The organism is Sphingomonas sp. ABOLE (genome assembly GCF_003950455.1).
In the GTDB taxonomy this organism is placed as follows: Bacteria; Pseudomonadota; Alphaproteobacteria; order Sphingomonadales; family Sphingomonadaceae; genus Sphingomonas; species Sphingomonas trueperi.
The window spans coordinates 33,544-56,010 of the sequence record NZ_QQWY01000002.1 but is presented as its reverse complement, the minus strand read 5'-3'; the positions used below and the strand labels follow the sequence as shown (position 1 = coordinate 56,010).

The window sequence follows — 22,467 nt, the reverse complement described above, 5'->3', positions numbered from 1 at the left end:
TCTTCCCTTAGAAGTGGATCTGCACGCCGCCGCGCAGCTGCGTGCCGTAGCGCTCGCGCTCCACCAGCAGGTTCTTGGTGCCGATGTAGCGCCGCCACGGCGCATCGGTGAGGTTGATCGCATCGCCGAACAGTGTGAACTGCGGCGTCACCTGATAGCCCAAATGCACATCGAGCTGGCCGTTGCCGTCGGTGTACTGGTCGGCGGCCGCGGTGCTCGCGATCGTGTCGAGATAGGAGGAGCGGTAGTTGAACGCGACGCGCGCATTCAGCCCGTATTTCTCGAAGAAGATCTGCGCATTGCCGACATTCTTCGATTGATAGGCCAGCGGCACGTCGCCCGCGCGGATCGCGCCGGCATTGGCATGGCCCCAGACATGGGTGAAGTTGGCCGAAACGCCGAAGCCGCTCAGCACGCCCGGCAGGAAGGTGAACTGTACCTGCACGTTACCCTCGACACCGGTCACCTGCTCCGAGTCCGCATTGAGCAGGCTGGTGACGTTCGCTGTCGCATAGGTGACGTTGGCGGCGGTGACGTTGGTCTGGCGGCTGGTGTTGCTGTAGATCGGGTTGTCGATCTGCTTGTGGAAGAAGCCGGCCGACAGGATCGACCCCGGGGCCGGATAATATTCCAGCGCCGCGTCGTAGTTCACCGCGCGATAGGGCTTGAGGCCGGGGTTGCCGAGCGAGAGCGCCGCCACCGCCGGGTCGCTGGTGTCGACCAGTACATAGGGCGCCAGATTGGCATAGTTGGGCCGACCGATCGAGGTGGTCACCGCCCCGCGCAGCAGCAGGTTGCGGGCAAGCGCATACTTGGCGTTCACGCCGGGGAACACGTCCGTATAGCGGGTATGGCCGAAGCTGTTGTAGCCGTCGGTCCGCGTCGAGGCGGCGTTGACCAGCTTGGCCTTCACGTCGTCCTCGGTATGCTCGACCCGCACGCCCGGCACCACCGTGAGCCCGCCGAAGGTGAGCGTCGCCATCACATAGCCCGCGGCGATCTTTTCCTTCACCGCGAAATCGTTGGCGAGCGTGTCGCTGATCGTGCCGCTCTTGTCGATCGCCGCCGCATTCGGGTTGGCGTCGAGATACGCCTTGGCCGCGTCATAGTTGATCCGCGTGCCGAAGCCGAACATGCCGTCGTAGAAATCGTTCTCGCCCGGATAGCCGACTGGGTTGGCCAGCGTCCATTTCGCGCTGCCGGCCTTGTAATTCGTCTTGTTCTGATCGTTGACCTTCTCGCGGCTGAGATATTTGCCGCCGAGCTTGAAGGTCGAGCCATCGCCGATTTCGAGGCCGTGGGTATAGTCGAACCGGCCCTGCCACAGCGCCTCGTACGTGCTGCGCTGGTCGAAATTGACCTTGCTGTAGGTGAACAGCGAGGGGTTCGCGAACGCCGCCGTGGTCGGTGCCAGCGTGTAGGGGTAGGTCGACGGATCATAGTTGAGCGTCAGCGCGCCCTTGGCGGTGGTGAAGGTGAACTCGCTGCGCAGCGGGTCCTTCTTCTCGGCGCGGGTCCAGTTGCCCGAGGCTTCCAGCGTGCCGCCGGCGACTTCGCCGAATTCGCCGCCCAGCGTCACCGACTTGGTATTGTCGTCCTCGTTGCGGCGGCGGACCAGGATGGTGCCGGTGCCCTTGAGCGTCGTGCCGAAACTGGTGATCGCGATCCGGTTCTGGTCGCGGGTCTCGTGGTCCTGGAACTTCGAATAGCTGGAGCGCAGGTACAGCTTCACCGTGTCGCTGGCATGCCAGTCGAAATTGCCGACCACGCCCAGCCGCTTGCGGGTGAGGTTGTATTCGCGCAGGCCGTTGCCGTCGGGCACGCCGGCGGCGTTGAAGGCGGTCGAGCCCTGATAGTTCTCGCTCTGGATCGGCCGCTCCGAATAGTTGACCGAGACCACCGCGCCGAACTGCTGCTGCGCGCCGAAGCGGCCGCCCAGGGTTGCGTCGAGCTCGTACGGCACCTTGTGGTTGAGCGAATACCAGCCCTGCGCGGCGCGTGCGTCGAGGAAGAAGGGCCTCACGCTGTCGAAGCCGGTGCGGGTGCGGATCGCGACTTCGCCGGCGATGGCATTGGCGTCCTGGCTGGCGAGCAGCGACTTGGTGACCGCGATCGACTGGATCATCGCCGAGGGCAGGTCGTCCAGCTTCACCTGGCGGCCGGCGGGCTCGGGCGCGGGCAGCGTCTGGCCGTTGAGCGTGACGTTGAGCAGGCTGGGATCGATGCCGCGGACGATCGCATAGCGGCCCTCGCCCTGGTCGTTGGCGACCGACAGGCCGGGCAGGCGCTTGATCGCCTCGGCGACATTCTGGTCGGGCAGCTTGCCCACGTCATTGGCGTGGAGCGTCTCGATCACATTGTCGGCGGCGCGCTTCTCGGCGACGGCTTCGCGCTGCGAGGCGCGGAAGCCGGTGACGACGATGTCCGCCGGCACCTCGACCGTGTCCGGCTCGGCCTGGCTAACCTTCGCGCGGTACTCGCCGGGAACGATGACGTAGCGATTCGCGCCGGTGCTGATCGCGATCAGGCCGGTCTTGGCCAGCATGCGCTCCAGCGCATCGCTAACAGGCAGCTTGCCGGTCACGGCGTTGGTGCGGTGGCCTGCGCCCACATTGTTGGCCACGATGATCTGCACGCCGCTTTGGCGGGCGAACTGCTGCACCGCGCGGGTCACCTCCTGCGCGGGAATGTTGAAGCTCCGCTCCTGCGCCAGCGCCGGCTGGGCGAGCGTGCTCACCGCCACGACTGCCGTCGCGCCGAGCCAGCGATTCTTCGAGATCATGTCTTCCACCCCAAGGCGCCGGAATGGCGCGGTTCTCATGGGCCCGACGGTGGGGGCGGCGATTTCCTTATCGCGGAGCCGGTTTTTTTTGGGGCGTGCCGATCAGGATCGCATCCGGGCCGATGCGGGCGCGGGTGCCGAGACCGAGGGCGGCGGTCTGGGCGAAGCCGGCGGGATCGTCGATGCGGAAGGCGCCGTACAGCTTCTCGCGGGCGAGCGCCGGGTTGGCGAGCGCGATCTGCAGCTGGTTGTGACGGTTGAGCTCGGCGATGGCCTCGCCCAATGTCTCGCCGTCGAGATCGAGCCGCCCGCTGGTCCAGCCGAGCGCGCGCTCGATGCGGGGGGCGTCGACATGCTCGACCTTTGCAGGCGTGCCGCCGTCGATCGCGAAGCGCGCACGCTGGCCCGCGGCGAGGCGCAGCGTGCGACCGGCTGCGGCGACCTCGACCACGCCTTCGCTCACCAGTACCTCCACGGTGCCGCCGTCGCGGTCGGCTTCGACCTGGAAGATCGTGCCGATATCGGTGATCGTCACGTCGCCGACGGTGACGCGGAACGGCGCGGCGGCGTCGTGGCGGACGCGGAACAGCGCCTTGCCGTCGTTGAGCGCGACGGTGCGGGCGGTGCTGCCGATGCGGGTGACGAGGTCGCTGCGCGCATCGACCGCGAGCGAGGAGCCGTCGTGCAGCGCCACCGATCGCACCTCGCCGATGCCGGTGCGGATCGCCTCGCCGCGCGCGGGCAGCAGCAGCGCGGCGGCGGCGAGCGCGGCGGCGAGGGTAGCACTCGCCCCGCCCAGCCACCAGAATCGGCGGGAGCGTCCTGGATCTTCCGCGACCAGGGTTTCCGGCACCGCGCCCCCCAGCATCACCAGCGTGGCCTGCGCGCGGAGCAGGGCGCCGGCATGCGCGGGATCCGCGGCCAGCCAGCGATCGAGGCCGGCGGGTGCGATGTCGGGCGATGCGTCGATACGGGCCGCCCAGCGGGCAGCCTCGTCTTCAAGCCGGGATGCGGTGTCGCCGCGATTCGCCAACGCCCAATGCTTCCTTCTCGAACCCTTCGGTCCGTACCGCGCGCTGGATGCTCCGCAGCGCCTTCTGCACATCGTTCTCGACGATGCTTTCACTCACCCCAAGCCGCCGCGCAATCTCTCTTTGCGGGAGCCCCTCGATCCGCTTGAGCGTGAAGATGGTGCGGCACCTCTCGGGGAGGTCGGCGAGCAATCGCTCCACCATCCGCACCTGCTCGCGCGCCGCCACCGCCGCTTCCACGCCCAGTTCCTCTGCCTCGACGAGCCACTGAGCGATTTCCGTAACTTCCTCGAATCGCACTACGCGCGCGCGGCGCAGCTGGTCGCGCCAGAGGTTCTTCACCACCTGCATGAAATAGGCGCCCGGCCGATCAACATGGGCGATGCTGTTCATCGCGGCGAAGCGGCAATAGGCTTCCTGGATCAGATCGTCGATATCCGCCTCGGCGACGCCGGCACGGCGCAGCGCACCGCGCACCTGCGGCTCCTGCGGCACCACGTGCAGCGCCACCCAGCGAATGATCTCGGACGAAGCTGTGCGCACGAACCCGCCTTCCCGCAGGCCCTGCTAGGCCGGTCGTGCGAAAGTCTCGTGACGAAGCGGTTACAGATCGGGGAGCGTCTGGTCGGCCGTGCCCCAGCCCCGCAGCGCCCGGCTGCCCGCGCGCTCGATCAGCGTCGCGGCGTCCTGGATGGTGAAGGCATGGGCGCTGTCGATGGATCTGAGCTCGGTCCAAGTGACGGGGGTGGCGACGGGTGCGTTGGCCCGGGCGCGGGCGACATAGGGGAGCACCGCGGTCGATCCGCGCTGGTTGCGCAGATAGTCGATGAAGATGCGCCCCGTCCGGCTCGCCTTTTTCAGATTGGCGGTGAAGCGCTCGGGCTCGGCCTGGGCGAGCGCGCGGGCGAAGCGCTCGCAGAAGCTCTTGGCGGCCGGCCACTCGGCCTGCGGCACCAGCGGCACCACCACGTGCACGCCCTTGCCGCCGGACAGCATCGGCCAGCTGGTCAGCCCGATCTCGGCGAGCTGCTCCTTCAGATAGTCCGCCGCCTTCTTCACCACCTCGAAATCGAGGCCCTCGTCGGGATCGAGATCGAACACCAGCCGGTCGGGTTTCTCGACATCGGCGATGCGCGAGCCCCAGCCATGGAACTCGATCGTCCCCATCTGCACGCAGGCGAGCATGCCGTCGGCATCGGAGACGTAGAGATAGGGTTCGGTCGAGCCGTCCTTCTCGCGGATCTCGACATGATGAACCTGCTCGCCGAAGCTGCCGGCATCATGCTTCTGGAAGAAGCATTGCTTGGCGCGGCCCTGGGGGCAGCGGACCAGGCTGATCGGGCGATCGGCGAGCCAGGGCAGCGCGATCGGCGCGACCGCGGCGTAATAGTCGGCGAGGTCGCCCTTGGTGAGCTTCGATTCGGGGAAGATCACGCGGTCGCGGCTGCTGATCTTGATCGAGGAGGGCGCGGTGTCGGGGAGCGCGGCCGGCTCTTCCGCGACGACCGTGTCGGCGGCCTTGTCCTCGCGCAGGCCGAGAAAGCTCGCGTGGCGGACGACCTTATCGGCGGTGAACCCGGCGAAGGCGATTTCGGCGACCAGCTCGGGCTTCACCCAATGCGCGCCGCGCGCTTCAGGGCGGGGGACCTTCGCTGCGGGCTTATCGGTGGCGAGCGCGTCGAGGCGTTCGCGCACCGAGAGTAGCGTCTCGGTGTTGAACCCCGTGCCCACCTTGCCGGCATAGACCAACCCCTCCGGTCCGTTCAGCCCGAGCAGCAGCGACTTGAAGCCACGACCCTTCGCGCTGGAGGCGCTCCAGCCGAGGATCACGAATTCCTGGCGGTGCGTGCACTTGATCTTGAGCCACGCCTTGCTGCGGGTGCCGCGATAGGGCGCATCGGCGCGCTTCGAGACCACGCCTTCGAAGCCTTCGCGGCACATGCTCTCGAACAGCTTTTCGCCCTGGCCGATAATGTGTTCGGAGAAGCGGATGCGATCGTCGGCGCCGTCGAGCAGTGCGCGCAGCCGTTCCTTGCGGTCGATCTGGGGGAGGGCGGTCAGGTCCTCGCCGCCCTCGGCGAGCAGATCGAAGGCGAAGCAGAGCAGCCCCTCGCCGCCTGTGGAGATCGCCTCCTGCAGCGTGGAGAAATCGGGCTTGTCGCCTTTCATCGCGACGATCTCGCCGTCGATCAGCGCGCCGGGCGGCAGGGTCGCGGCGGCTTCGGCGATGCCGGGGAATTTTTCGGTCCAATCGAGGCCCGAGCGGGTGTAGATCTTGGGCCCGCCGCTGCCCGTCGCGATCAGCGCGCGGTAGCCGTCATATTTGATCTCGTGGAGCCACTGGTTGCCGGTGGGCACGGTATCGACCAGCGTGGCGAGCTGGGGTTGCTGGAACGGTGGGGCCTTCGATCCTTTACGGGAAGTGCGTTTCGCTTTCGCTCCCCTCCCGCTTGCGGGAGGGGCTGGGTTAGGGGCTGATGTGGAAGAAGCGCTGCTAGATTTCAGCCCCTCCCCCGACCCCTCCCGTAAGCGGGAGGGGAGCGCGCGGGGAGAGCGCTTCCCCTTGCTAGAGGGAGGCTTCTTCCCCTCGGCGATCTCCTGCATCGTCCGCCCGGTGGTGACGCTGGTCAGCCCCGTCTCGACCAACTCGTCCGTGGCCCCGGCAAACTCGTCATCGATCTTGCGGAGCAGCCAGTTCTCGGCCTTCTCCTTGCCGCGCGGCTTGAGGCGGATCAGCAGCCATTCGCCCTGCATCCGCTCCCCGTGGAGGACGAAGTGGAGATGGCCTTTCGCAAGATCCTTGGCGCTCTTGCCCGGAATCGGCTCCCAGGTGCCGCTGTCCCACAGCATCACCGTGCCGCCGCCATATTCGCCCTTGGGAATGGTCCCCTCGAAATCGGCATAGGAGAGCGGATGGTCCTCGGTGCGCACCGCGAGCCGCTTCTCGTCGGGGTCGAGGCTGGGCCCGCGCGTCACCGCCCAGCTCTTGAGCACCCCGTCCACCTCCAGCCGGAAGTCCCAGTGAAGTCGGGTCGCATCGTGCTTCTGGACGATGAAGCGGTTGCCGCCGGTCTTCGCCACCGTGCCGGCGGGCTCCGCCGTCTTGGCGAAGTCGCGCTTGGCGTTGTAGCGGGCGAGGCTGTCGGCGTCAGGCACGCTTCTTCGCCGCCGGCTTCTTGGGCGCTGCCTTCTTCGCCGGTGCTTTGGCCTTGGGTGCCGCCTTGGCGTCGCCGGTGTTCAGCGATTTCTTCAGCGCCGCCATCAGGTCGACGACGTTCGATCCGCGGCTCTCCGGCTTGTCCGGATCCTCCAGGATCTTGGCGCCCTTGGCCTTTTTCTTCTTCTCGATCAGCTCCCGCAGCGCGTCGACATAGCGGTCGTGGAAACCCTTCGGATCGAACTTGCGCGCCTTCTTCTCGATCAGCGTCTGGGCGAGGTCGAGCAACTCGGGGTCCGGCTCGCTATCCGGGATTTCGCGGAAATAGCCCTGCGCCTTCTGCACCTCGTCGGCGTAGCGCAGCGTCTCGAGGATCATGCCGCGCCCGCAGGGCTTGAGGCTCACGACATATTCGCGGCCGCGCATCGCCAGCTGGCCCAGGCCCACCTTGCGCGCCCGCCGCAGTGCTTCGCGCAGCACGATGAACGCCTCCTCGGCGAGGTCGTCGGCGGGCACGACGAAATAGGGCCGTTCGTAATAGAGCACGTCGATCTCGTCGGCATCGACGAACTGGGTCAGCTCCAGCGTCTTGCGCGATTCGAGCTTCACCGCGTCGATCTCGTCCTGCTCGAGCAGGACATATTCGCCCTTCTCGATCTCATAGCCCTTGACGATCTCGTCGGGCTCGACCGCGCCGACGCCGGGCGCGACCTTCTCATACTTGATCCGCTGGCCGCTCGGCTCATGGATCTGGTGGAACGCGATCTGCGCGCCGGATTTGGTGGCAGTGTAGATCTCGACGGGAATCGAAACGAGGGCCAGCCGTATCTGTCCCTGCCAATAGGCGCGCGCGGCCATGCGGAAGTCTCCTCGTTGCAGGCCCGATTCAATTCCCCAAAGTCCGTCATGTTCCGCCCATCGCAACGGCGGCGTTTAGGCTGTAGAGGCAGACCCCATGAGCACCGACCCCTTCGCGCTTTTCCACACCTGGTACACCGAGGCGCGTACCACCGAGATCAACGATTCCAACGCGATGGCGCTGGCCACGGCGGATGCCGAGGGGCGCCCCTCGGTCCGGATGGTGCTGCTCAAGGGCTATGACGAGCGCGGCTTCGTCTTCTACACCAACCGCGAGAGCCGCAAGGCCGGCGACCTTGCCGCCAACGGCCATGTCGCGCTGCTCTTCCACTGGAAGTCGCTGCGCCGCCAGATCCGCATCGAGGGGCCGATCGCCTTCGCCAGCGACGCGGAGTCCGACGCCTATTTCGCCAGCCGCAGCCGCGATTCGCAGCTCGGCGCCTGGGCCTCGGACCAGTCGCGCCCGCTCGATAGCCGCGCCACCTTCGAGGATCGCTTCGCCGAGGTGCAGGCGCGCTTCGAGGGGCAGCCGGTGCCGCGCCCGCCGCACTGGGGCGGCTATCGCGTCACGCCCGAGCGAATCGAATTCTGGCTCGACCGCGAACATCGCCTGCACGAGCGCCGCGTGTTCACGCGTACCGGCGACGGCTGGAGCGAGGGCATGCTCTACCCATGAGCAACCTCGCCCGCCGCGCGGCGATCGCCAGCGTGTGCAGCGCGCTCTTCCTCGGCGCGCTCAAATCCTATGCGGCGGTGAAGACGGGGTCGGTGGCGGTGCTGGCCAGCCTCGCCGATTCGGGGCTTGATCTCGTCGCCTCGCTGGTGACGCTGGGCGGGGTGCATTGGGCGTCGCAGCCGGCGGACGACGAGCACCGCTTCGGCCATGGCAAGGCGGAGGCGCTGGCGGCGCTGTTCCAGGTGGTCATCATCGCCATCTCGGGCTTCGCCATCCTGCTGCGCGCCGTGCAGCGGCTGCTCCAGAACCAGGTCAGCGCCGATCCCGAGGCGGGCATCGTCGTGTCCGTGATCGCGATCCTGGTGACGCTCGCGCTCACCCAATATCAGCGCTGGGTCGTCCGGCAGACCGGCTCGATCGCGATCACCACCGACAGCATCCATTACAGTTCGGACCTGTTCCTCAACGCCGCCGTGATCGGCGCGCTCGTGCTGGAAAGCTATGCCGGGATTGCCGGCGCCGATCCGGTGTTCGGCATCGCCATCGCGCTGTGGCTGCTCTGGGGCGCGTGGCGTGCCTCGGTCGCGGCGATCGACCAGCTGATGGACCGCGAATGGCCCGAGGAGAAGCGCCGTCGTTTCGTCGAGATCGCGGCCACGCATCCCGAGCTCAAGAGCCTCCACGACCTGCGCACCCGTACCAGCGGCAACCGCGATTTCGTCCAGTTCCACGTCGCGATGCGCGCCTGCATGACGATCGCCGAAGCGCATGATGTGGTGGAGCGGCTGGAAGCTGCGCTGGGCGAGGCGTTTCCGGATACCGAAATCCTGATCCATGTCGATCCGGACGGTCATGTCGACGAGCCCGACAACGCGATGGCGGAGACGAACCTGCTCGATGACAACGGCGCCCAAACCATCGGACAGTAACAACCGGCCCCCGGGCTTCCTATCTGTGCGGCCCAATGCCCAAGGAGTCGCCGTCTTGCATGCCCCCCAACCCACCGCCCGGCTCGGCCGCGGCCTGACCTTCGCCATGGCGGCGGCGGCGGGCATTGCGGTTGCCAATATCTATTACAACCAGCCGCTGCTGGGCATCATCGAGCGCGACCTGCCGGGCCAACCTGCGGGGCTCGTGCCGACGGCGACGCAGCTCGGCTACGCGGCCGGCCTGTTCCTGCTCGTGCCACTGGGCGACCTGCACGAGCGCAAGCGGCTGATCATACTCCAGTTCCTGGTGCTGGCGGCGGCGCTGGTCGCAGCGGCGCTGGCGCCCAATGCCTGGATGCTGATCGGCGCCTCGCTGCTGGTGGGTGCCGCGGCGAGCGTGGCGCAGCAGATCGTGCCCTTTGCCGCGCATCTCGCCGATCCGGCACGGCGCGGGCAGACGGTGGGCACGGTGATGGCCGGGCTGCTCTGCGGCATCCTGCTCAGCCGGACGCTGTCGGGCTTCGTCGGCACGCATTGGGGCTGGCGCGAGATGTTCTGGCTCGGCGTGCCGCTGGCGCTGGGTACCGCGGCCGTGATGGCGTGGCGGCTACCGCGCAGCGAGCCCGAAGCGACGCTCGGCTATGGCGCGCTGCTCGGGTCGCTTGGAAGCCTGTGGCGCGAGTTTCCCGCGCTGCGGCTGGCGGCGATCACCCAGGCGCTGCTGTTCGCCGGCTTTACCGCCTTCTGGACGATTCTGGCGGTCTACCTGCAGACGCCGCGCTTCAGCCTCGGCGCAGACGTTGCGGGGCTGTTCGGCGTCGTCGGTGCGGCGGGAATCCTGGGCGCGCCGCTCGCCGGCCGGATCGCCGACAAGCGCGGTCCGCACCTTGTGGTGCTGATCGGCGCGCTGCTCGCGGTGGCAAGCTGGCTGCTGTTCGGGCTGTGGGCCGGCATCGCCGCGCTGGTGATCGGCGTCGTCGTGCTCGATTTCGCGGTGCAGAGTGCGCTCGTTTCCAACCAGCACATCATCTTCGCGCTGCGGCCCGAGGCGCGGGCGCGGCTCAACACCGTGCTGATGGGGTCGATGTTCCTCGGCGCGTCCGCGGGCTCGGCGACGGCGACGTTCGCCTGGGAAACGGGCGGCTGGACCGGGGTCGCGCTGCTCGGCGGCGGACTGTCGCTTGCTGCTGCACTGCTCCAGGTCATGAATCGTCAAAAGCGCTGAGCCCGCGGGGAACAGCGGCCGCTGCGTGTCGTTAGCCTGAGCATCAGGAGAAGCGTCATGCCCGATCCGGACGACCATACCCGCACCCAGCCGCGCACCAATCTCTCGACCGAACCCGGCGAGAAGGGCGATACCGGCGGCACCGGCACCCAGCCACGGCCCAACATCTCGACCGAGCATCAGCAGGAAGGCGATGCACGTCATCCCGGCGACACGCTTGACCGCGGCCAGACCGACCGCTGAGGCGTACCGAAGGGGAAGACCGTGGAAGAACCCGAAACGGGCGCCACCGCACCTGCGCGCGACCAGGGCGGGGCCGCTGCGGCGCTGCTGATCATCGACATGATCAACAACTTTGACTTCGAGGGCGGCGAGGAACTGCGCGCGCGTGCCGAGGCAATCGCTGGCCCGATCCTCCAGCTGCGCGACGCGTTCGATGCTGCCGATCTGCCGACGGTCTACGTCAACGACAATTTCGGCGAATGGCATTCGGAAAAGTCGCGGCTGATCGAACAGGCGTTCGACGGCGCGCCCGACAGGCTGGCGAAGCTCAAGCCGCGCGACTGCGACTATTTCGTGCTCAAGCCCCAATTCTCCGGCTTCTACGCGACCAACCTGCCGGTGCTGCTGCCCAAGCTGGGCGCGCGGCGGCTGGTGCTGACCGGGGTTGCGACCGACATCTGCGTGCTGTTCACCGCGGGCGACGCGCACATGCGCGACTATGCGCTGTGGGTGCCCGAGGACGCGGTAGCGACGCAGGATGACGATCGTGGCCGCTGGGCGCTGGAGATCATCGCCCAGAGCATGGGCGCCGACATTGCTGCCACCCACGCCCGGTCGCCCGACGAATGGCTCGCCGAGGCGGAGCATGCCTGAACGCGGCGCGCGTCTTCTCCCGCTGCTGCTGTTGCTCAGCGGCTGCAGCGGCGCGAGCATCCTCCGTCCGGGCGGACCGATCGGGGCGAACAATCGAACGATCCTGCTCGATTCGCTGGTGATCATGCTGGCGATCGTCATCCCCACGATGATCGCCACGCTGGTCTTCGCCTGGCGGTTCCGCGCCGGCAACGGCAAGGCGAAGTATCGGCCGGAGTTCGTCTATTCGGGGCGGATCGAGCTGATCGTCTGGTCGATCCCGCTGCTGACCATCCTGTTTCTCAGCGGGCTGATCTGGATCGGCAGCCACGAACTCGATCCCGCCAAGCCTCTCGCGGAGAAGACGCCGCCGCTCGAGGTGCAGGTGGTGTCGCTCGATTGGAAATGGCTGTTCGTCTATCCCGCGCAAGGCGTCGCCACGCTGAACGGCGCGGTGGTGCCCGCGGGCGTGCCGATCCGCTTCCGCCTCACCTCGGCGAGCGTGATGAACAGCTTCTTCGTGCCGCGACTGGGCAGCCAGATCTACACGATGAACGGCATGGCGACGACGCTGCACCTGCAGGCGGACCAGCCAGGCAGCTATTACGGCCAGAGCGCCCATTATAGCGGCGACGGCTTTTCGGACATGAACTTCCGGCTGCAGGCGGTGCCCGCGGCAGACTTCACCCGCTGGGTGGCGGGCGTGCAGGCGGCCGGCGGCCTGCTCGACGGGCGCGCCTATCGCGTGCTCGCCCGCCAGAGTCAGCACGAGCCGCCCAAGCACTGGGGCGCGGTGCAGCCGGGGCTGTTCGACATGGTGGTGGCGCAGCATTTGCCGCCGGCCCCCGGGCCCGAACAGGGCCGCGGCGGCGAGCCTCAAGTTTCCCCCGGAACGGCGGAGTGACGATGCTCGGTAAGCTCTCCTGGTCCGCGATCCCCTTCAGCCAGCCGATCCCGCTGATCGCCGCGGGGGGCGTCGGGCTCGCGCTGCTGGCGGTGCTCGGCTGGATCACGGTGAAGGGGCATTGGCCCTATCTGTGGAAGGAATGGATCACCTCGGTCGATCACAAGCGGATCGGGGTGATGTACGTGCTGCTCGGCCTCGTCATGCTGCTGCGCGGCTTTGTCGACGCGATCATGATGCGGACCCAGCAGGCGAGCGCGATCGGCCATGCCCAGGGCTATCTGCCGCCCGAGCATTACGACCAGATCTTCTCGGCGCACGGCACGATCATGATCTTCTTCGGCGCGATGCCGGTGGTGATCGGGCTGATGAACTTCGTCGTGCCGCTCCAGCTCGGCGTGCGCGACGTCGCCTTCCCGACGCTCAACTCGACCAGCTTCTGGCTCACCGCCTCAGGCGCGCTGCTCGTCAACATGAGCCTGGTGATCGGCGAGTTCGCCCGCACCGGCTGGCTGCCCTATGCGCCGCTCAGCGAGACGACCTACTCGCCCGGCGTCGGCGTCGACTATTATGTCTGGGCGATCCAGATCTCGGGCGTCGGCACGTTGATGTCCGGCATCAACCTGGTGACGACGATCCTCAAGCTGCGCGCGCCCGGCATGGGCTATCTGCGGATGCCGATGTTCTGCTGGACGGCGCTCGGCGCCAACATGCTGATCGTCGCCGCCTTCCCGATCCTCACCGCCACGCTCGCGATGCTGACGCTCGACCGGTATCTCGGCTTTCACTTCTTCACCAACGAAGCCGGCGGCAACATGATGATGTTCGTCAACCTCATCTGGGCCTGGGGGCATCCGGAGGTCTATATCCTCATCCTGCCCGCCTTCGGCATCTTCTCCGAAATCTTCTCCACCTTCTCGTCCAAGCCGCTGTTCGGCTATCGCTCGATGGTGGCGGCGACGTTGTTCATCGTCGTCGTGTCGTTCACGGTGTGGCTGCACCATTTCTTCACGATGGGGGCTGGGGGTGACGTCAACGCCGCCTTCGGCATCGCCACCAGCATCATCGCGGTCGGCACCGGCGTGAAGATCTATAACTGGCTGTTCACCATGTATGGCGGGCGGCTGCGCTTCCCCACCCCGATGCTGTGGTCGCTCGCCTTCATGACGACCTTCGTCATCGGCGGCATGACCGGGGTGCTGCTCGCGGTGCCGCCCGCCGACTTCATGTTGCACAATTCGATGTTCCTGGTCGCCCACTTCCATAACGTGATCAACTCGGGGGTGATCTTCGGCGCCTTTGCCGGCATCACCTACTGGTTCCCCAAGGCGTTCGGCTTCCGGCTCGACGAGTATTGGGGGAAGATGGCATTCTGGCTGACGCTCGCCGGCTTCCTGATCGTGTTCGGCGCACTCTATGTGCTCGGGCTGGAGGGGATGACCCGGCGGCTGCAGCATATCGACTTCACCGAATGGGCGCCCTGGCTCTACGTCTCGGTGGCGGGCGTTGGCGTGATGATCCTCGGCGTCGCCTCGCAGATTATCCAGATCGTGGTCAGCATCCGCAACCGCGACCAATTGCGCGACGATACCGGCGATCCCTGGGACGGCCGCTCGCTCGAATGGGCGACGAGCTCGCCGCCGCCGGCGTTCAACTTCGCGGTGCTGCCACGCGTGCACGGCGAGGAGCCCTATTGGACGATCAAGCGCCAGGCGATCGAGAGTCAGGGCCTTGCCGACGAGCCCGAGTACGAGGCGATCGAGATGCCGCGTGACAGTGCGACCGGCGTCGTCACCGCCTTCTTCGCCACGCTGATCGGCTTCGCGATGATCTGGAGCATCTGGTGGCTGGCAGCGCTCGGCTTTGTCGGCGCGTACGCCACCTTCGTGGTCTTCGCCTGGCGGGACGAGGAGGAGAAGGAGATCCCTGCCGAAGAGGTCGCGCGGATCGATCGTGCCCGCCGCGCCGCGCGCCGCAAGTGGCTCGAGGAGAACCGGGAGCAGCCGGCATGACCGCAAAGGCGCAGGATCCCTATCGCATGGGTCGCGGCGGTGGCGGGGACCACAATACCGGCCGCGGCGAGGGCGGCCCGGCGAGCAAGCGCACGACGGTGGGCTATGGTTTCTGGATCTACCTGCTCAGCGACATCATCCTCTTCTCGGGCTTCTTCGCCGCCTATGCGGTGCTCGCCAAGCAGACCGCGGGCGGGCCTTCCCCGCACGAACTGTTCGGCCAGGGGCGCGTCGCGCTGGAGACGGCGGCACTGCTCCTTTCCAGCTTCACCTGCGGGCTGGCGGGCGTCGCCGCGGAGAAGCGGAAGCTGGTGCCCGCGCAGTTCTGGCTGCTGGCCACCGGCCTGCTCGGCGCGGTGTTCCTGGGGCTGGAGTTGAGCGAGTTCGCCGAGATGATCGGCAAGGGCGCCGGGCCCCAGCGCAGCGCCTTCCTCTCGGCCTTCTATGGGCTGGTGGGCTTGCACGGGCTGCACATCGCGGTGGGGCTGCTGTGGCTCGGCACGATGATGGCGCAGCTTTGGGTGAAGGGCTTCCGGCCGCAGGTGCTGCGGCGGCTGATGTGCTTCAACCTGTTCTGGCATGCGCTCGACATCGTCTGGGTTGGCATCTTCACCATGGTCTATCTGATGGGAGTGGCGCCATGAGCGAGCGCGAAACCGACAGCGGCGATACCGCGCCCGGCGATGAAGCCGCCGAGGGCGAGGAATTCGCCGGCGGCACCAGCGGCTATGTGGTCGGGCTGGGCCTCGCCGCGCTGCTGACCGCGGCGGCCTTCGCGATGGTCAACCTGCCGCTCGTCTGGCGGCCCGCCATCCCGATGGCGCTGGTGGTGCTCGCCATCGCGCAGATGGGCATCCACCTCGTCTTCTTCCTCCACGTGACTACCGGGCCGGACAATACCAACAATGTGCTGGCGCTTGCCTTCGGCACGCTCGTCGTGCTGCTGCTGATCGGCGGGTCGGTGTGGATCCTCGCCCATCTCGACCACAACATGATGCCGATGGGCCGGCAGATGCACGGATTCCCCTGACGCCGCTCAGCCCATGATGCCGAGCAGCGCGAGGATCAGCAGGAACAGCGTGGCGATGATGGCAATGAACCACAGCAGCACGACCGTGCGGAGGATCGCCGAGCGCCAGCGCAGCTGATAGGCCTGCTTGAGCTGGCGGCACATGTGCACCGGCGGCACCACGAAGGCCAGGGTGCCGAGGACGTTGCCCGGCACACGTACGGCACTGCCCAGCGTGATGACGATGAACAGCAACGACATCGCCGCGATCGAATAGGTGACGAACACCGCGTGATCGTAGAGCTTGTACTGCCGCTTCCAGAAGAACAGCAGCCACACGAAGGGCAGCGACAGCGGGATCAGCAGCCACGAGAATTTGTAGATGCTCGACTGCAGCTTGTAGAGCATCAGCGCCGGGTTCTTCTTCCACTTCTCGATGCCGTGATCGAGTGTGTACCAGCCGGTGTGTACATCCTGCATCTCGTCGCCGTCGTCGAGGGTCACCTTCGGGATCTGGGTGAGGGCGGCCTTGTACCCGGCGATATCGCGGTCCGCCTCGGCGATATCGGCCGTCAGCTCGGCGCGATCCGGATCGTTGGCGTCCAGCTTGGCGAGCTTCGTCGCTTTCTTGGCGCGGGTGGCTTCCGCCTTGGTGATCGACTGCTGGAGCGCGACCGTCGGCTTCACGCTGTTGCTGTCCAGATCGGTGGGCGTCGAGATACCGAGGATCTGAAAAATCGCGAACATCGTGAAGATCGAGAACAGGAACATCGCCATCGGCGACACGAAGCGCGCGCGCTCGCCGGCGATGTAGCGGCGGGTCAGGTCGCCCGGCCGCCAGGCGAGCAGCGGCAGGGTACGCCACATCTTGCCTTCGAAATGCGCGACCCCGTGCAGCAGTTCATGCCCGATCGCACCCAGCGAGCGGTGAACGTGCCCCGATTGCCCGCATTCATGGCAATGTGGACCGACCAGTGCGGTCCCGCAATTGAGGCAGATCGTGCCATGCCCATGCCCATGGCGTTCCCCGGCATGCGGCTCCACCGCACGGCCGAGCATGCCCCCCATCACCAGTTCGCCGGCTGCGTCGATTTCCCCCATGGCGCCCGAGGCTATCAGCTTCGCGAAGCGCATGCTAGCATCTGCAGCATGGCCGATATCGACACGCCCGACACCCAGATGCTGATCGCCGACATGGGCCGCCGCGCCCGCGCCGCCGCCACGGTGCTGGCGGCGTTGCCAAGCGCGGCCAAGGGCGCTGCGCTGCGGTCCGCCGCCGCCGCGATCCGCGACTCGCAGGAAGCGATCCTCGCCGCCAATGCCGAGGACATGGCGGCGGGCAAGGCCAACGGGTTGTCCGATGCAATGCTTGATCGGCTGCTGCTCGATGCCAAGCGGATCGAGGGCATGGCCTCGGGCATCGAGGCGGTGGCCGGGCTGGAGGATCCCGTCGGCAGCGCGCTCGACGAGCGGACCCGGCCCAACGGCCTGGTGCTCCGCCGCGTGCGCGTGCCGATCGGCGTGATCGGCATCATCTACGAAAGCCGTCCCAACGTGACCGCCGATGCTGGGGCGTTGTGCCTGATGTCGGGCAATGCGGCTGTCCTGCGCGGCGGCTCCGAGGCGATCCGCAGCAACCGCGCGATCCATGCCGCGCTGGTGCAGGGGCTCACCCAGGCAGACCTGCCCGCCGATTCGATTCAGCTGGTGCCGGTGACCGATCGCGCCGCCGTGGGCGCGATGCTCACCGCCGAGGGGTTGATCGACATGGTGGTGCCGCGCGGCGGCAAGAGCCTGGTCGCGCGGGTGCAGGCCGAGGCGCGCGTGCCGGTGCTCGCGCATCTCGACGGGATCAACCACAGCTATGTCGATCGCGCCGCCGATCCGGCGATGGCACAGGCGCTGGTGGTCAACGCCAAGATGCGCCGCACCGGCATCTGCGGGGCGACCGAGACGCTGCTGATCGACCGCGGCTTCGCCGACCCCAAGCCGATCCTCGCCGCACTGGCCGACGCCGGTTGCGAGCTTCGCGGTGATGCCGAGGTTCAGGCGCTCGACGCGCGCGTGCAGCCCGCGACCGACGAAGACTGGGATACCGAATATCTCGAGGCGATTCTTTCGGTGAAGCTGGTCAACGGCGTCGAAGGCGCAATGGCGCACATCGCCGCGCACAGCTCGCACCATACCGACGCGATCATCACCGAGGATGCAGAAACGGCGACGCGGTTCCTCAACGGCGTTGATAGCGCGATCGTGATGTGGAACGCCTCCACCCAGTTCGCCGATGGCGGCGAGTTCGGGCTGGGCGCCGAGATCGGCATCTCCACCGGCCGCCTGCATGCGCGCGGGCCGGTGGCGCTGGAGGGGCTCACGACCTACAAGTGGCTGGTGCTCGGCACCGGCCAGGCGCGGCCTTGAAGGCCAGTGGGGCGGAGCGTAGATTGATCCGATGAACAAGCGGGCGCGCATCACTGCCGAACTCTCTGCCGAGACGCTGGCGATGGTGGAAGAAATCGCCGCCTGGCAGGGCCGCAGCGCTGCAGAATTCGCCGCTGAAGCGATCCAGCGCGTTGCCGAGACGGAATCGGATTACCGTGCCTTCATCCAGGAAGGCCTCGACGCTGCGGACCGGGGCGACGTGGTGCCGCACGCCCAAGTGATGGCGGAACTCGACGCGATGATCGAGCGGCATCGGCAGCGATGCCGGAGCTAGTCTGGGCTACGCCGGCTGTTCGCGATCTTCAGGCCATCGACATCTGGTTATCCGAGCATCGTTCCGCGGCATTGGCGGAGCAGAGGTTGGCGCGGCTTCGCGAACGTGTCGAGTTCCTCACGCGGTTTCCGCACATCGGTCGTCCCATCGACGGTGGCGTGCGGGTCCTGCGTGTCTTTGATTCGCCCTATCTTCTCCTGTACCGATTGAAAAACGAGAAGCTGGAAATCCTCCGCATCCGCCACGAACGTGAAGATTGGCTTGTCACCCGTTGAAACGCATCGGACTTCTCGGGGGCTCGTTCAATCCGGCGCATCGCGGACATCGGCGGCTGTCGCTGCATGCCCTGCGCGCGCTCGATCTCGACGAAGTGTGGTGGATGGTCTCGCCCGGTAATCCCTTGAAGGACAAGGCCGGCATGGCGCCGTTCCAGGCGCGCATGGCCTCGGCGCGGGCGATGGCGCGGCATGCGCCGATCCGCCCCACCGCGATCGAGAAGCGGATGAAGACCCGCTACACCGCCGATACGCTCACCAAGCTGCCCCGGCTCTATCCGAATCACCGCTTCATCTGGCTGATGGGCGCGGACAATCTCGCGCAGTTCCATCGCTGGGAACGCTGGCGGCACATCGCCCGTCAGGTTCCGATTGCGGTTATCGCGCGTCCGGGGTATGACAGGGTCGCCCATGCAAGTCCTGCAATGGGTTGGCTGCGGCGCGCTGTGCGGCCCGCAGGCCAGGCGAAACATTGGACGCGATGGAGATTGCCGGCACTTGTGCTGTTGCGCTTCCGCCCCGATCCGACGTCGGCAACACGCCTTCGGGCTGCCGATCCTGCCTGGCACCGGCGATTCCTCGGGTCTTCTCCGCAGTTGGAACAGGAGAGCCCGGCGCCGTCTCCACCCACTTTGCACAGACCGTCGCTAGACTAGGAGCAACCTTGGCCACTTCCCCCAATATGCAGCGTTCGAACGACGCCGACAGCGTCGAAGCGCTGCATAGGCTCGTGCTCACCTCGCTGGAGGACGATCAGGCGGTGGAAACCGTCTCGATCCCGCTCGCCGGCAAGAGCAGCATCGCCGATTACATGGTGATCGCATCGGGTCGCTCGACCCGGCAGGTCGCCTCGATGGCGATGAAGCTGGCCGACAAGATCAAGGCCGAGCAGGGCCGAACGCCCCGCGTCGAAGGCCTGCCCGCCGCCGACTGGGTGCTGATCGACGCGGGCGACGTGATCGTCCACCTGTTCCGCCCGGAAGTGCGCAGCTTCTACAATCTCGAGCGGATGTGGTCGTTCGAGGGCCAGGCCTGATCTGATCCCGAAGGTCCGCGCGCAATGCTGCTGCACATCGTCGCGCGCGGCCGGATCGGGCGCAGCCCCGAGGCCGAACTGGTCGACCGCTATCTGAAACGGGTGACCTGGGGCACCCGCGTCACCGAACTGCCCGATACCGGCGGCAAGATGCCGGTGCTTAGCCCCGGCACGCGCGTGGTGATGCTCGACGAACTGGGCGAGAACCTGCCCTCCAAGACGCTGGCGACCCGGCTCGGCGCGTGGCGGGACGACGGGGTGCGCGAGACGCGTTTCCTGATCGGCGCGGCCGACGGATTCGACGATGCCGATCGCCAGGCGGCGGACATGCTGCTCAGTTTCGGCAAGGCGACCTGGCCGCACATGATGGCCCGCGCGATGCTCGCCGAGCAGCTCTGGCGCGCGGTCTCGATCCTCGCCAACCATCCCTATCACCGCGAAGGCTGATGACGCCGGCGCGCGGCCTTGGCATCGCGGCGGCGCTGGTCGCGATCGGCGCGACCGGCGTGCTCGCCCAACCGCAGTCTGATCCCACCCAACAGACCGCGCGTGTGGTGACGGAAGCCTCCCAGGCGGCGCGGGCGGCCGAGCGGCGGGCCGCCGAACTCGACCGCGCCGCGGCCGGCGAACGCAATAGCGAAGCCCGCGCCCGCGCCGAACAGGCGGCGGCGGCGCAGCGGATCAAGGCGGCCGAAGCCGAGCAGGCCGCGGCCGAGGCGCGCGTGGCGCTGCTCGACCGGCTGCTCGCCCGCCAGCGCACGGCCCTCGCCGAACGCCAGCGGCCGGCACTCGAGCTCGTCGCCGCGCTGCAGGCGATGGCGCGGCGCCCGGCGGTGCTGGCGCTCGCCCAGCCGGGATCGGCGCACGACTTGGTACATGTCCGCGCGACGCTCGCCAGCCTGCTCCCTGCGATCGAGGCGCGGAGTGCCGGTGTGCGGGCGGACCTGGCCCGCTCCCGCGCACTGCGTGTTGCTGCCGGCAAGGCAGTCGCCGACGTGCGGATCCGCCGCGCCGCGCTCGAATCCCGCCGCCTTGCCGCGCTCCAGCTCGAATCCGAGCACCGATTGCGCGCGATGACGCTCGGCCGTGACGCGCTGGTGGAATCGGATCGCGCGCTGGCGCTGGGGGAGAAAGCGCGCGATCTTGCCGCCGAGCAGGACCGCAGCCTGAGCGCCGCACAGGTGCGATCGGACCTGCTCGTCCTGAATGGTCCGCTGCCCCGCCCAGGCACCTCGTCGGAACGTGTGACCGGCCCCGCACCCTATCGCCTCCCCGTCACCGGCCCGCTCGTCACCGGCTTCGGCGAGATTTCCCCCGCCGGCGTCCGCGCCCGCGGCCCGAGCTTCGCAGTGCAGCCGGGGTCTGCCGTCGTCGCACCCGCCGCCGGCACCATCGCCTATGCCGCGCCGTTCGCCGGCTATGGCCAGGTCGTGATCGTCGATCACGGTAAGGGCTGGACCAGCCTGATCTCCGGCATTTCCACGCTCGCGGTGCGCCCCGGCGCGGAGGTGGCGCAGGGTGCAACCCTCGGCACCGCCGGCCCGCGCATCACCGTCGAACTACGCCGCCGGGGCCAGCCGCTGGACCTGACCCAATTGCTCGACTGACACCGCGTGCAAATCCCGTTATCCTCGCCTACATTACCAGGGTCGCCCTTCCGGAAAGTCTCTTGATGCTGCGTTCGTTTCTACAGGTTTCCGCCGCCGTCGGCGCACTTGCGATCATTCCCATCACATCCGGTGCCATGGCGGGGGTCGATACCAGCAGCTATCGTGAGCTCGACACCTTCATGGAAGTCTACAACACCGTGAAGGCGAATTACGTCGAGAAGGTCGACGACAAGACGCTGGTCAAGGGCGCGATCGAAGGCATGCTCGCGGCGCTCGATCCGCACAGCAGCTATGCCGACGGGCTCGATTTCGACAATCTCAAGATCCAGACCGAAGGCAATTACGGCGGCCTCGGCCTCACCGTCACCCAGCAGGACGGCGCGGTGAAGGTGATCGCACCCAATGACGACGGCCCCGCCGCGCGCGCCGGCATCAAGGCGGGCGACTATATCACCCATCTCGACGGCAAGTTCATCGTCGGCGGCAGTCTGGACGAGGCGATCACCCAGATGCGCGGCAAGCCCGGCACCAAGATCGCGCTCACCATCGTGCGCCCGGGCGCCGACAAGCCGCTGCAGTTCACCCTGACCCGCGAGATCATCACCCAGAAATCGGTGAAGGCGGACGTCAAGGACGGCATCGGCATCATCCGCATCAGCACCTTCACCGCGCACACGGGCGGCGACACGGCGCTCGCGATCCAGGAGATCGAGAAGAAGCTTGGCCACAAGCCGCTCGGCTACATCCTCGATCTGCGCAACAATGGCGGCGGTCTGCTGACCGAGGCGATCGGCGTCTCCGACGTGTTTCTCAACCATGGCGAGATCGTCTCGCAGCGCGGCCGCGAGAAGACCGATATCGAGCGCTATTATGCCGAGAGCGTGTTCCCGGGCGACCTCGCCAAGGGGCTGCCGGTGATCGTGCTGACCGATGCCGGCACCGCCTCCGCCTCCGAGATCGTCGCCGGCGCGCTGCAGGACCATCACCGCGCGCTGGTGCTGGGCGTGCGCAGCTTTGGCAAGGGATCGGTGCAGACGATCCTGCCGATGGGCCCGCATGCCGCGCTGCGCCTCACCACCGCGCGCTATTTCACCCCCTCAGGCCATTCGGTGCAGGAAGGCGGCATCAAGCCCGACATCGCCGTGCCGCAGCTGAGCGACCCCGACTACAAGTCGCGCCCCGAGCTGCGTGAGGCGGATCTGCGCCGCCACCTGATCAACATGGAGAAGGTGGACGACAGCGTGCTGGAATCGGACGACACCCCCGATCCGCGCTTCACCGCCACCGCCGACGAGCTGAAGAAGAAGGGCATCACCGACTTCCAGCTGAACTATGCGGTGCAGACGCTAGCCCGGCTGGGCAAGGCGCCGGCTGCGAGCGCCGCCAAGTGAGCCG

Annotated in this window: 23 protein-coding genes; 17 read left to right on the top strand and 6 right to left on the bottom strand. The window is 67.3% G+C overall.

Annotated elements, in window-relative coordinates; all coding sequences use genetic code 11:
- Positions 1-7 precede the first annotated feature (7 nt).
- The 5 genes from CA234_RS01585 to CA234_RS01565 all read right to left on the bottom strand — a co-directional run bounded on the left by CA234_RS01585 (position 8) and on the right by CA234_RS01565 (position 7,828).
- Positions 8-2,782 carry a TonB-dependent receptor gene (locus CA234_RS01585; protein WP_126000711.1) on the bottom strand — a complete coding sequence of 925 codons (2,775 nt, stop codon included), beginning with the start codon at positions 2,780-2,782 and terminating at the stop codon, positions 8-10.
- Positions 2,783-2,849: 67 nt separating this feature from the next.
- The gene (locus CA234_RS01580) at positions 2,850-3,815 is read right to left on the bottom strand and encodes a FecR domain-containing protein (RefSeq protein ID WP_241213144.1); all 966 of its coding nucleotides are present in this window, start codon (positions 3,813-3,815) and stop codon (positions 2,850-2,852) included.
- Positions 3,781-4,356, bottom strand: a complete 576-nt coding sequence (locus tag CA234_RS01575; protein ID WP_241213143.1) for a sigma-70 family RNA polymerase sigma factor — start codon at positions 4,354-4,356, stop codon at positions 3,781-3,783. Before CA234_RS01575 ends, CA234_RS01580 begins: the two co-directional genes overlap by 35 nt.
- 60 nt (positions 4,357-4,416) lie before the next feature.
- Positions 4,417-6,969: a DNA ligase D gene (gene ligD, locus CA234_RS01570; protein ID WP_125976955.1), complete on the bottom strand. Its 2,553-nt coding sequence runs from the start codon at positions 6,967-6,969 to the stop codon at positions 4,417-4,419.
- The gene (locus tag CA234_RS01565) at positions 6,962-7,828 is read right to left on the bottom strand and encodes a Ku protein (RefSeq protein ID WP_125976954.1); all 867 of its coding nucleotides are present in this window, start codon (positions 7,826-7,828) and stop codon (positions 6,962-6,964) included. The genes ligD and CA234_RS01565 overlap by 8 nt, the downstream gene beginning before the upstream one ends.
- A 97-nt stretch (positions 7,829-7,925) precedes the next feature.
- On the opposite strand from CA234_RS01565, the gene pdxH reads away from it, so the two are divergent.
- From pdxH to cyoD, 9 genes are read left to right on the top strand one after another with little or no spacing between them, the layout of a single operon-like run.
- Complete coding sequence (pdxH, locus tag CA234_RS01560; RefSeq protein ID WP_125976953.1) at positions 7,926-8,504, top strand: pyridoxamine 5'-phosphate oxidase; 579 nt, start codon at positions 7,926-7,928, stop codon at positions 8,502-8,504.
- The gene (locus CA234_RS01555) at positions 8,501-9,433 is read left to right on the top strand and encodes a cation diffusion facilitator family transporter (protein ID WP_125976952.1); all 933 of its coding nucleotides are present in this window, start codon (positions 8,501-8,503) and stop codon (positions 9,431-9,433) included. The genes pdxH and CA234_RS01555 overlap by 4 nt, the downstream gene beginning before the upstream one ends.
- Before the next feature lie 55 nt (positions 9,434-9,488).
- A complete protein-coding gene (locus tag CA234_RS01550) occupies positions 9,489-10,658 on the top strand; it encodes an MFS transporter (protein ID WP_125976951.1) in 1,170 nt (389 codons plus the stop codon).
- A gap of 57 nt (positions 10,659-10,715) precedes the next feature.
- Positions 10,716-10,901: a hypothetical protein gene (locus tag CA234_RS01545; RefSeq protein WP_125962534.1), complete on the top strand. Its 186-nt coding sequence runs from the start codon at positions 10,716-10,718 to the stop codon at positions 10,899-10,901.
- 21 nt (positions 10,902-10,922) lie between these two features.
- Entirely contained in the window at positions 10,923-11,534 is a 612-nt protein-coding gene (locus CA234_RS01540) for an isochorismatase family cysteine hydrolase (RefSeq protein ID WP_125976950.1), read from the top strand.
- Entirely contained in the window at positions 11,527-12,417 is an 891-nt protein-coding gene (gene cyoA / locus CA234_RS01535; RefSeq protein ID WP_126000709.1) for a ubiquinol oxidase subunit II, read from the top strand. The genes CA234_RS01540 and cyoA overlap by 8 nt, the downstream gene beginning before the upstream one ends.
- Positions 12,418-12,419: 2 nt before the next feature.
- Complete coding sequence (locus CA234_RS01530) at positions 12,420-14,429, top strand: cbb3-type cytochrome c oxidase subunit I (RefSeq protein ID WP_126000708.1); 2,010 nt, start codon at positions 12,420-12,422, stop codon at positions 14,427-14,429.
- On the top strand, positions 14,426-15,073 hold the full coding sequence (gene cyoC, locus CA234_RS01525) for a cytochrome o ubiquinol oxidase subunit III (RefSeq protein WP_125976948.1): 648 nt from the start codon (positions 14,426-14,428) through the stop codon (positions 15,071-15,073). The genes CA234_RS01530 and cyoC overlap by 4 nt, the downstream gene beginning before the upstream one ends.
- Positions 15,070-15,459 carry a cytochrome o ubiquinol oxidase subunit IV gene (gene cyoD / locus CA234_RS01520; protein ID WP_125976947.1) on the top strand — a complete coding sequence of 130 codons (390 nt, stop codon included), beginning with the start codon at positions 15,070-15,072 and terminating at the stop codon, positions 15,457-15,459. The genes cyoC and cyoD overlap by 4 nt, the downstream gene beginning before the upstream one ends.
- Positions 15,460-15,465: 6 nt before the next feature.
- Here cyoD and CA234_RS01515 read toward each other — a convergent pair whose 3' ends face one another.
- Entirely contained in the window at positions 15,466-16,539 is a 1,074-nt protein-coding gene (locus CA234_RS01515) for a DUF3667 domain-containing protein (protein ID WP_126000775.1), read from the bottom strand.
- Between the two features lie 48 nt (positions 16,540-16,587).
- Here CA234_RS01515 and CA234_RS01510 point away from each other — a divergent pair, with 48 nt between their 5' ends.
- From CA234_RS01510 to CA234_RS01475, 8 genes are all read left to right on the top strand, one after another.
- Positions 16,588-17,856, top strand: coding sequence for a glutamate-5-semialdehyde dehydrogenase (locus tag CA234_RS01510; protein ID WP_126000707.1), 1,269 nt, complete (start codon positions 16,588-16,590; stop codon positions 17,854-17,856).
- Between the two features lie 31 nt (positions 17,857-17,887).
- Entirely contained in the window at positions 17,888-18,151 is a 264-nt protein-coding gene (locus CA234_RS01505; protein WP_126000706.1) for a CopG family transcriptional regulator, read from the top strand.
- Entirely contained in the window at positions 18,139-18,426 is a 288-nt protein-coding gene (locus CA234_RS01500; RefSeq protein WP_126000705.1) for a type II toxin-antitoxin system RelE/ParE family toxin, read from the top strand. Before CA234_RS01505 ends, CA234_RS01500 begins: the two co-directional genes overlap by 13 nt.
- On the top strand, positions 18,423-19,082 hold the full coding sequence (locus CA234_RS01495; RefSeq protein ID WP_126000704.1) for a nicotinate-nucleotide adenylyltransferase: 660 nt from the start codon (positions 18,423-18,425) through the stop codon (positions 19,080-19,082). The genes CA234_RS01500 and CA234_RS01495 overlap by 4 nt, the downstream gene beginning before the upstream one ends.
- Before the next feature lie 26 nt (positions 19,083-19,108).
- Positions 19,109-19,462 (top strand): ribosome silencing factor, encoded by a 354-nt coding sequence (gene rsfS, locus CA234_RS01490; RefSeq protein ID WP_093296138.1) that lies wholly within the window; start codon positions 19,109-19,111, stop codon positions 19,460-19,462.
- Positions 19,463-19,486: 24 nt separating this feature from the next.
- On the top strand, positions 19,487-19,909 hold the full coding sequence (locus tag CA234_RS01485; protein WP_125976941.1) for a 23S rRNA (pseudouridine(1915)-N(3))-methyltransferase RlmH: 423 nt from the start codon (positions 19,487-19,489) through the stop codon (positions 19,907-19,909).
- Positions 19,909-21,069, top strand: a complete 1,161-nt coding sequence (locus CA234_RS01480) for a peptidoglycan DD-metalloendopeptidase family protein (RefSeq protein ID WP_126000703.1) — start codon at positions 19,909-19,911, stop codon at positions 21,067-21,069. The genes CA234_RS01485 and CA234_RS01480 overlap by 1 nt, the downstream gene beginning before the upstream one ends.
- A 65-nt stretch (positions 21,070-21,134) precedes the next feature.
- On the top strand, positions 21,135-22,463 hold the full coding sequence (locus tag CA234_RS01475; protein WP_126000702.1) for a S41 family peptidase: 1,329 nt from the start codon (positions 21,135-21,137) through the stop codon (positions 22,461-22,463).
- Positions 22,464-22,467 lie beyond the last annotated feature (4 nt).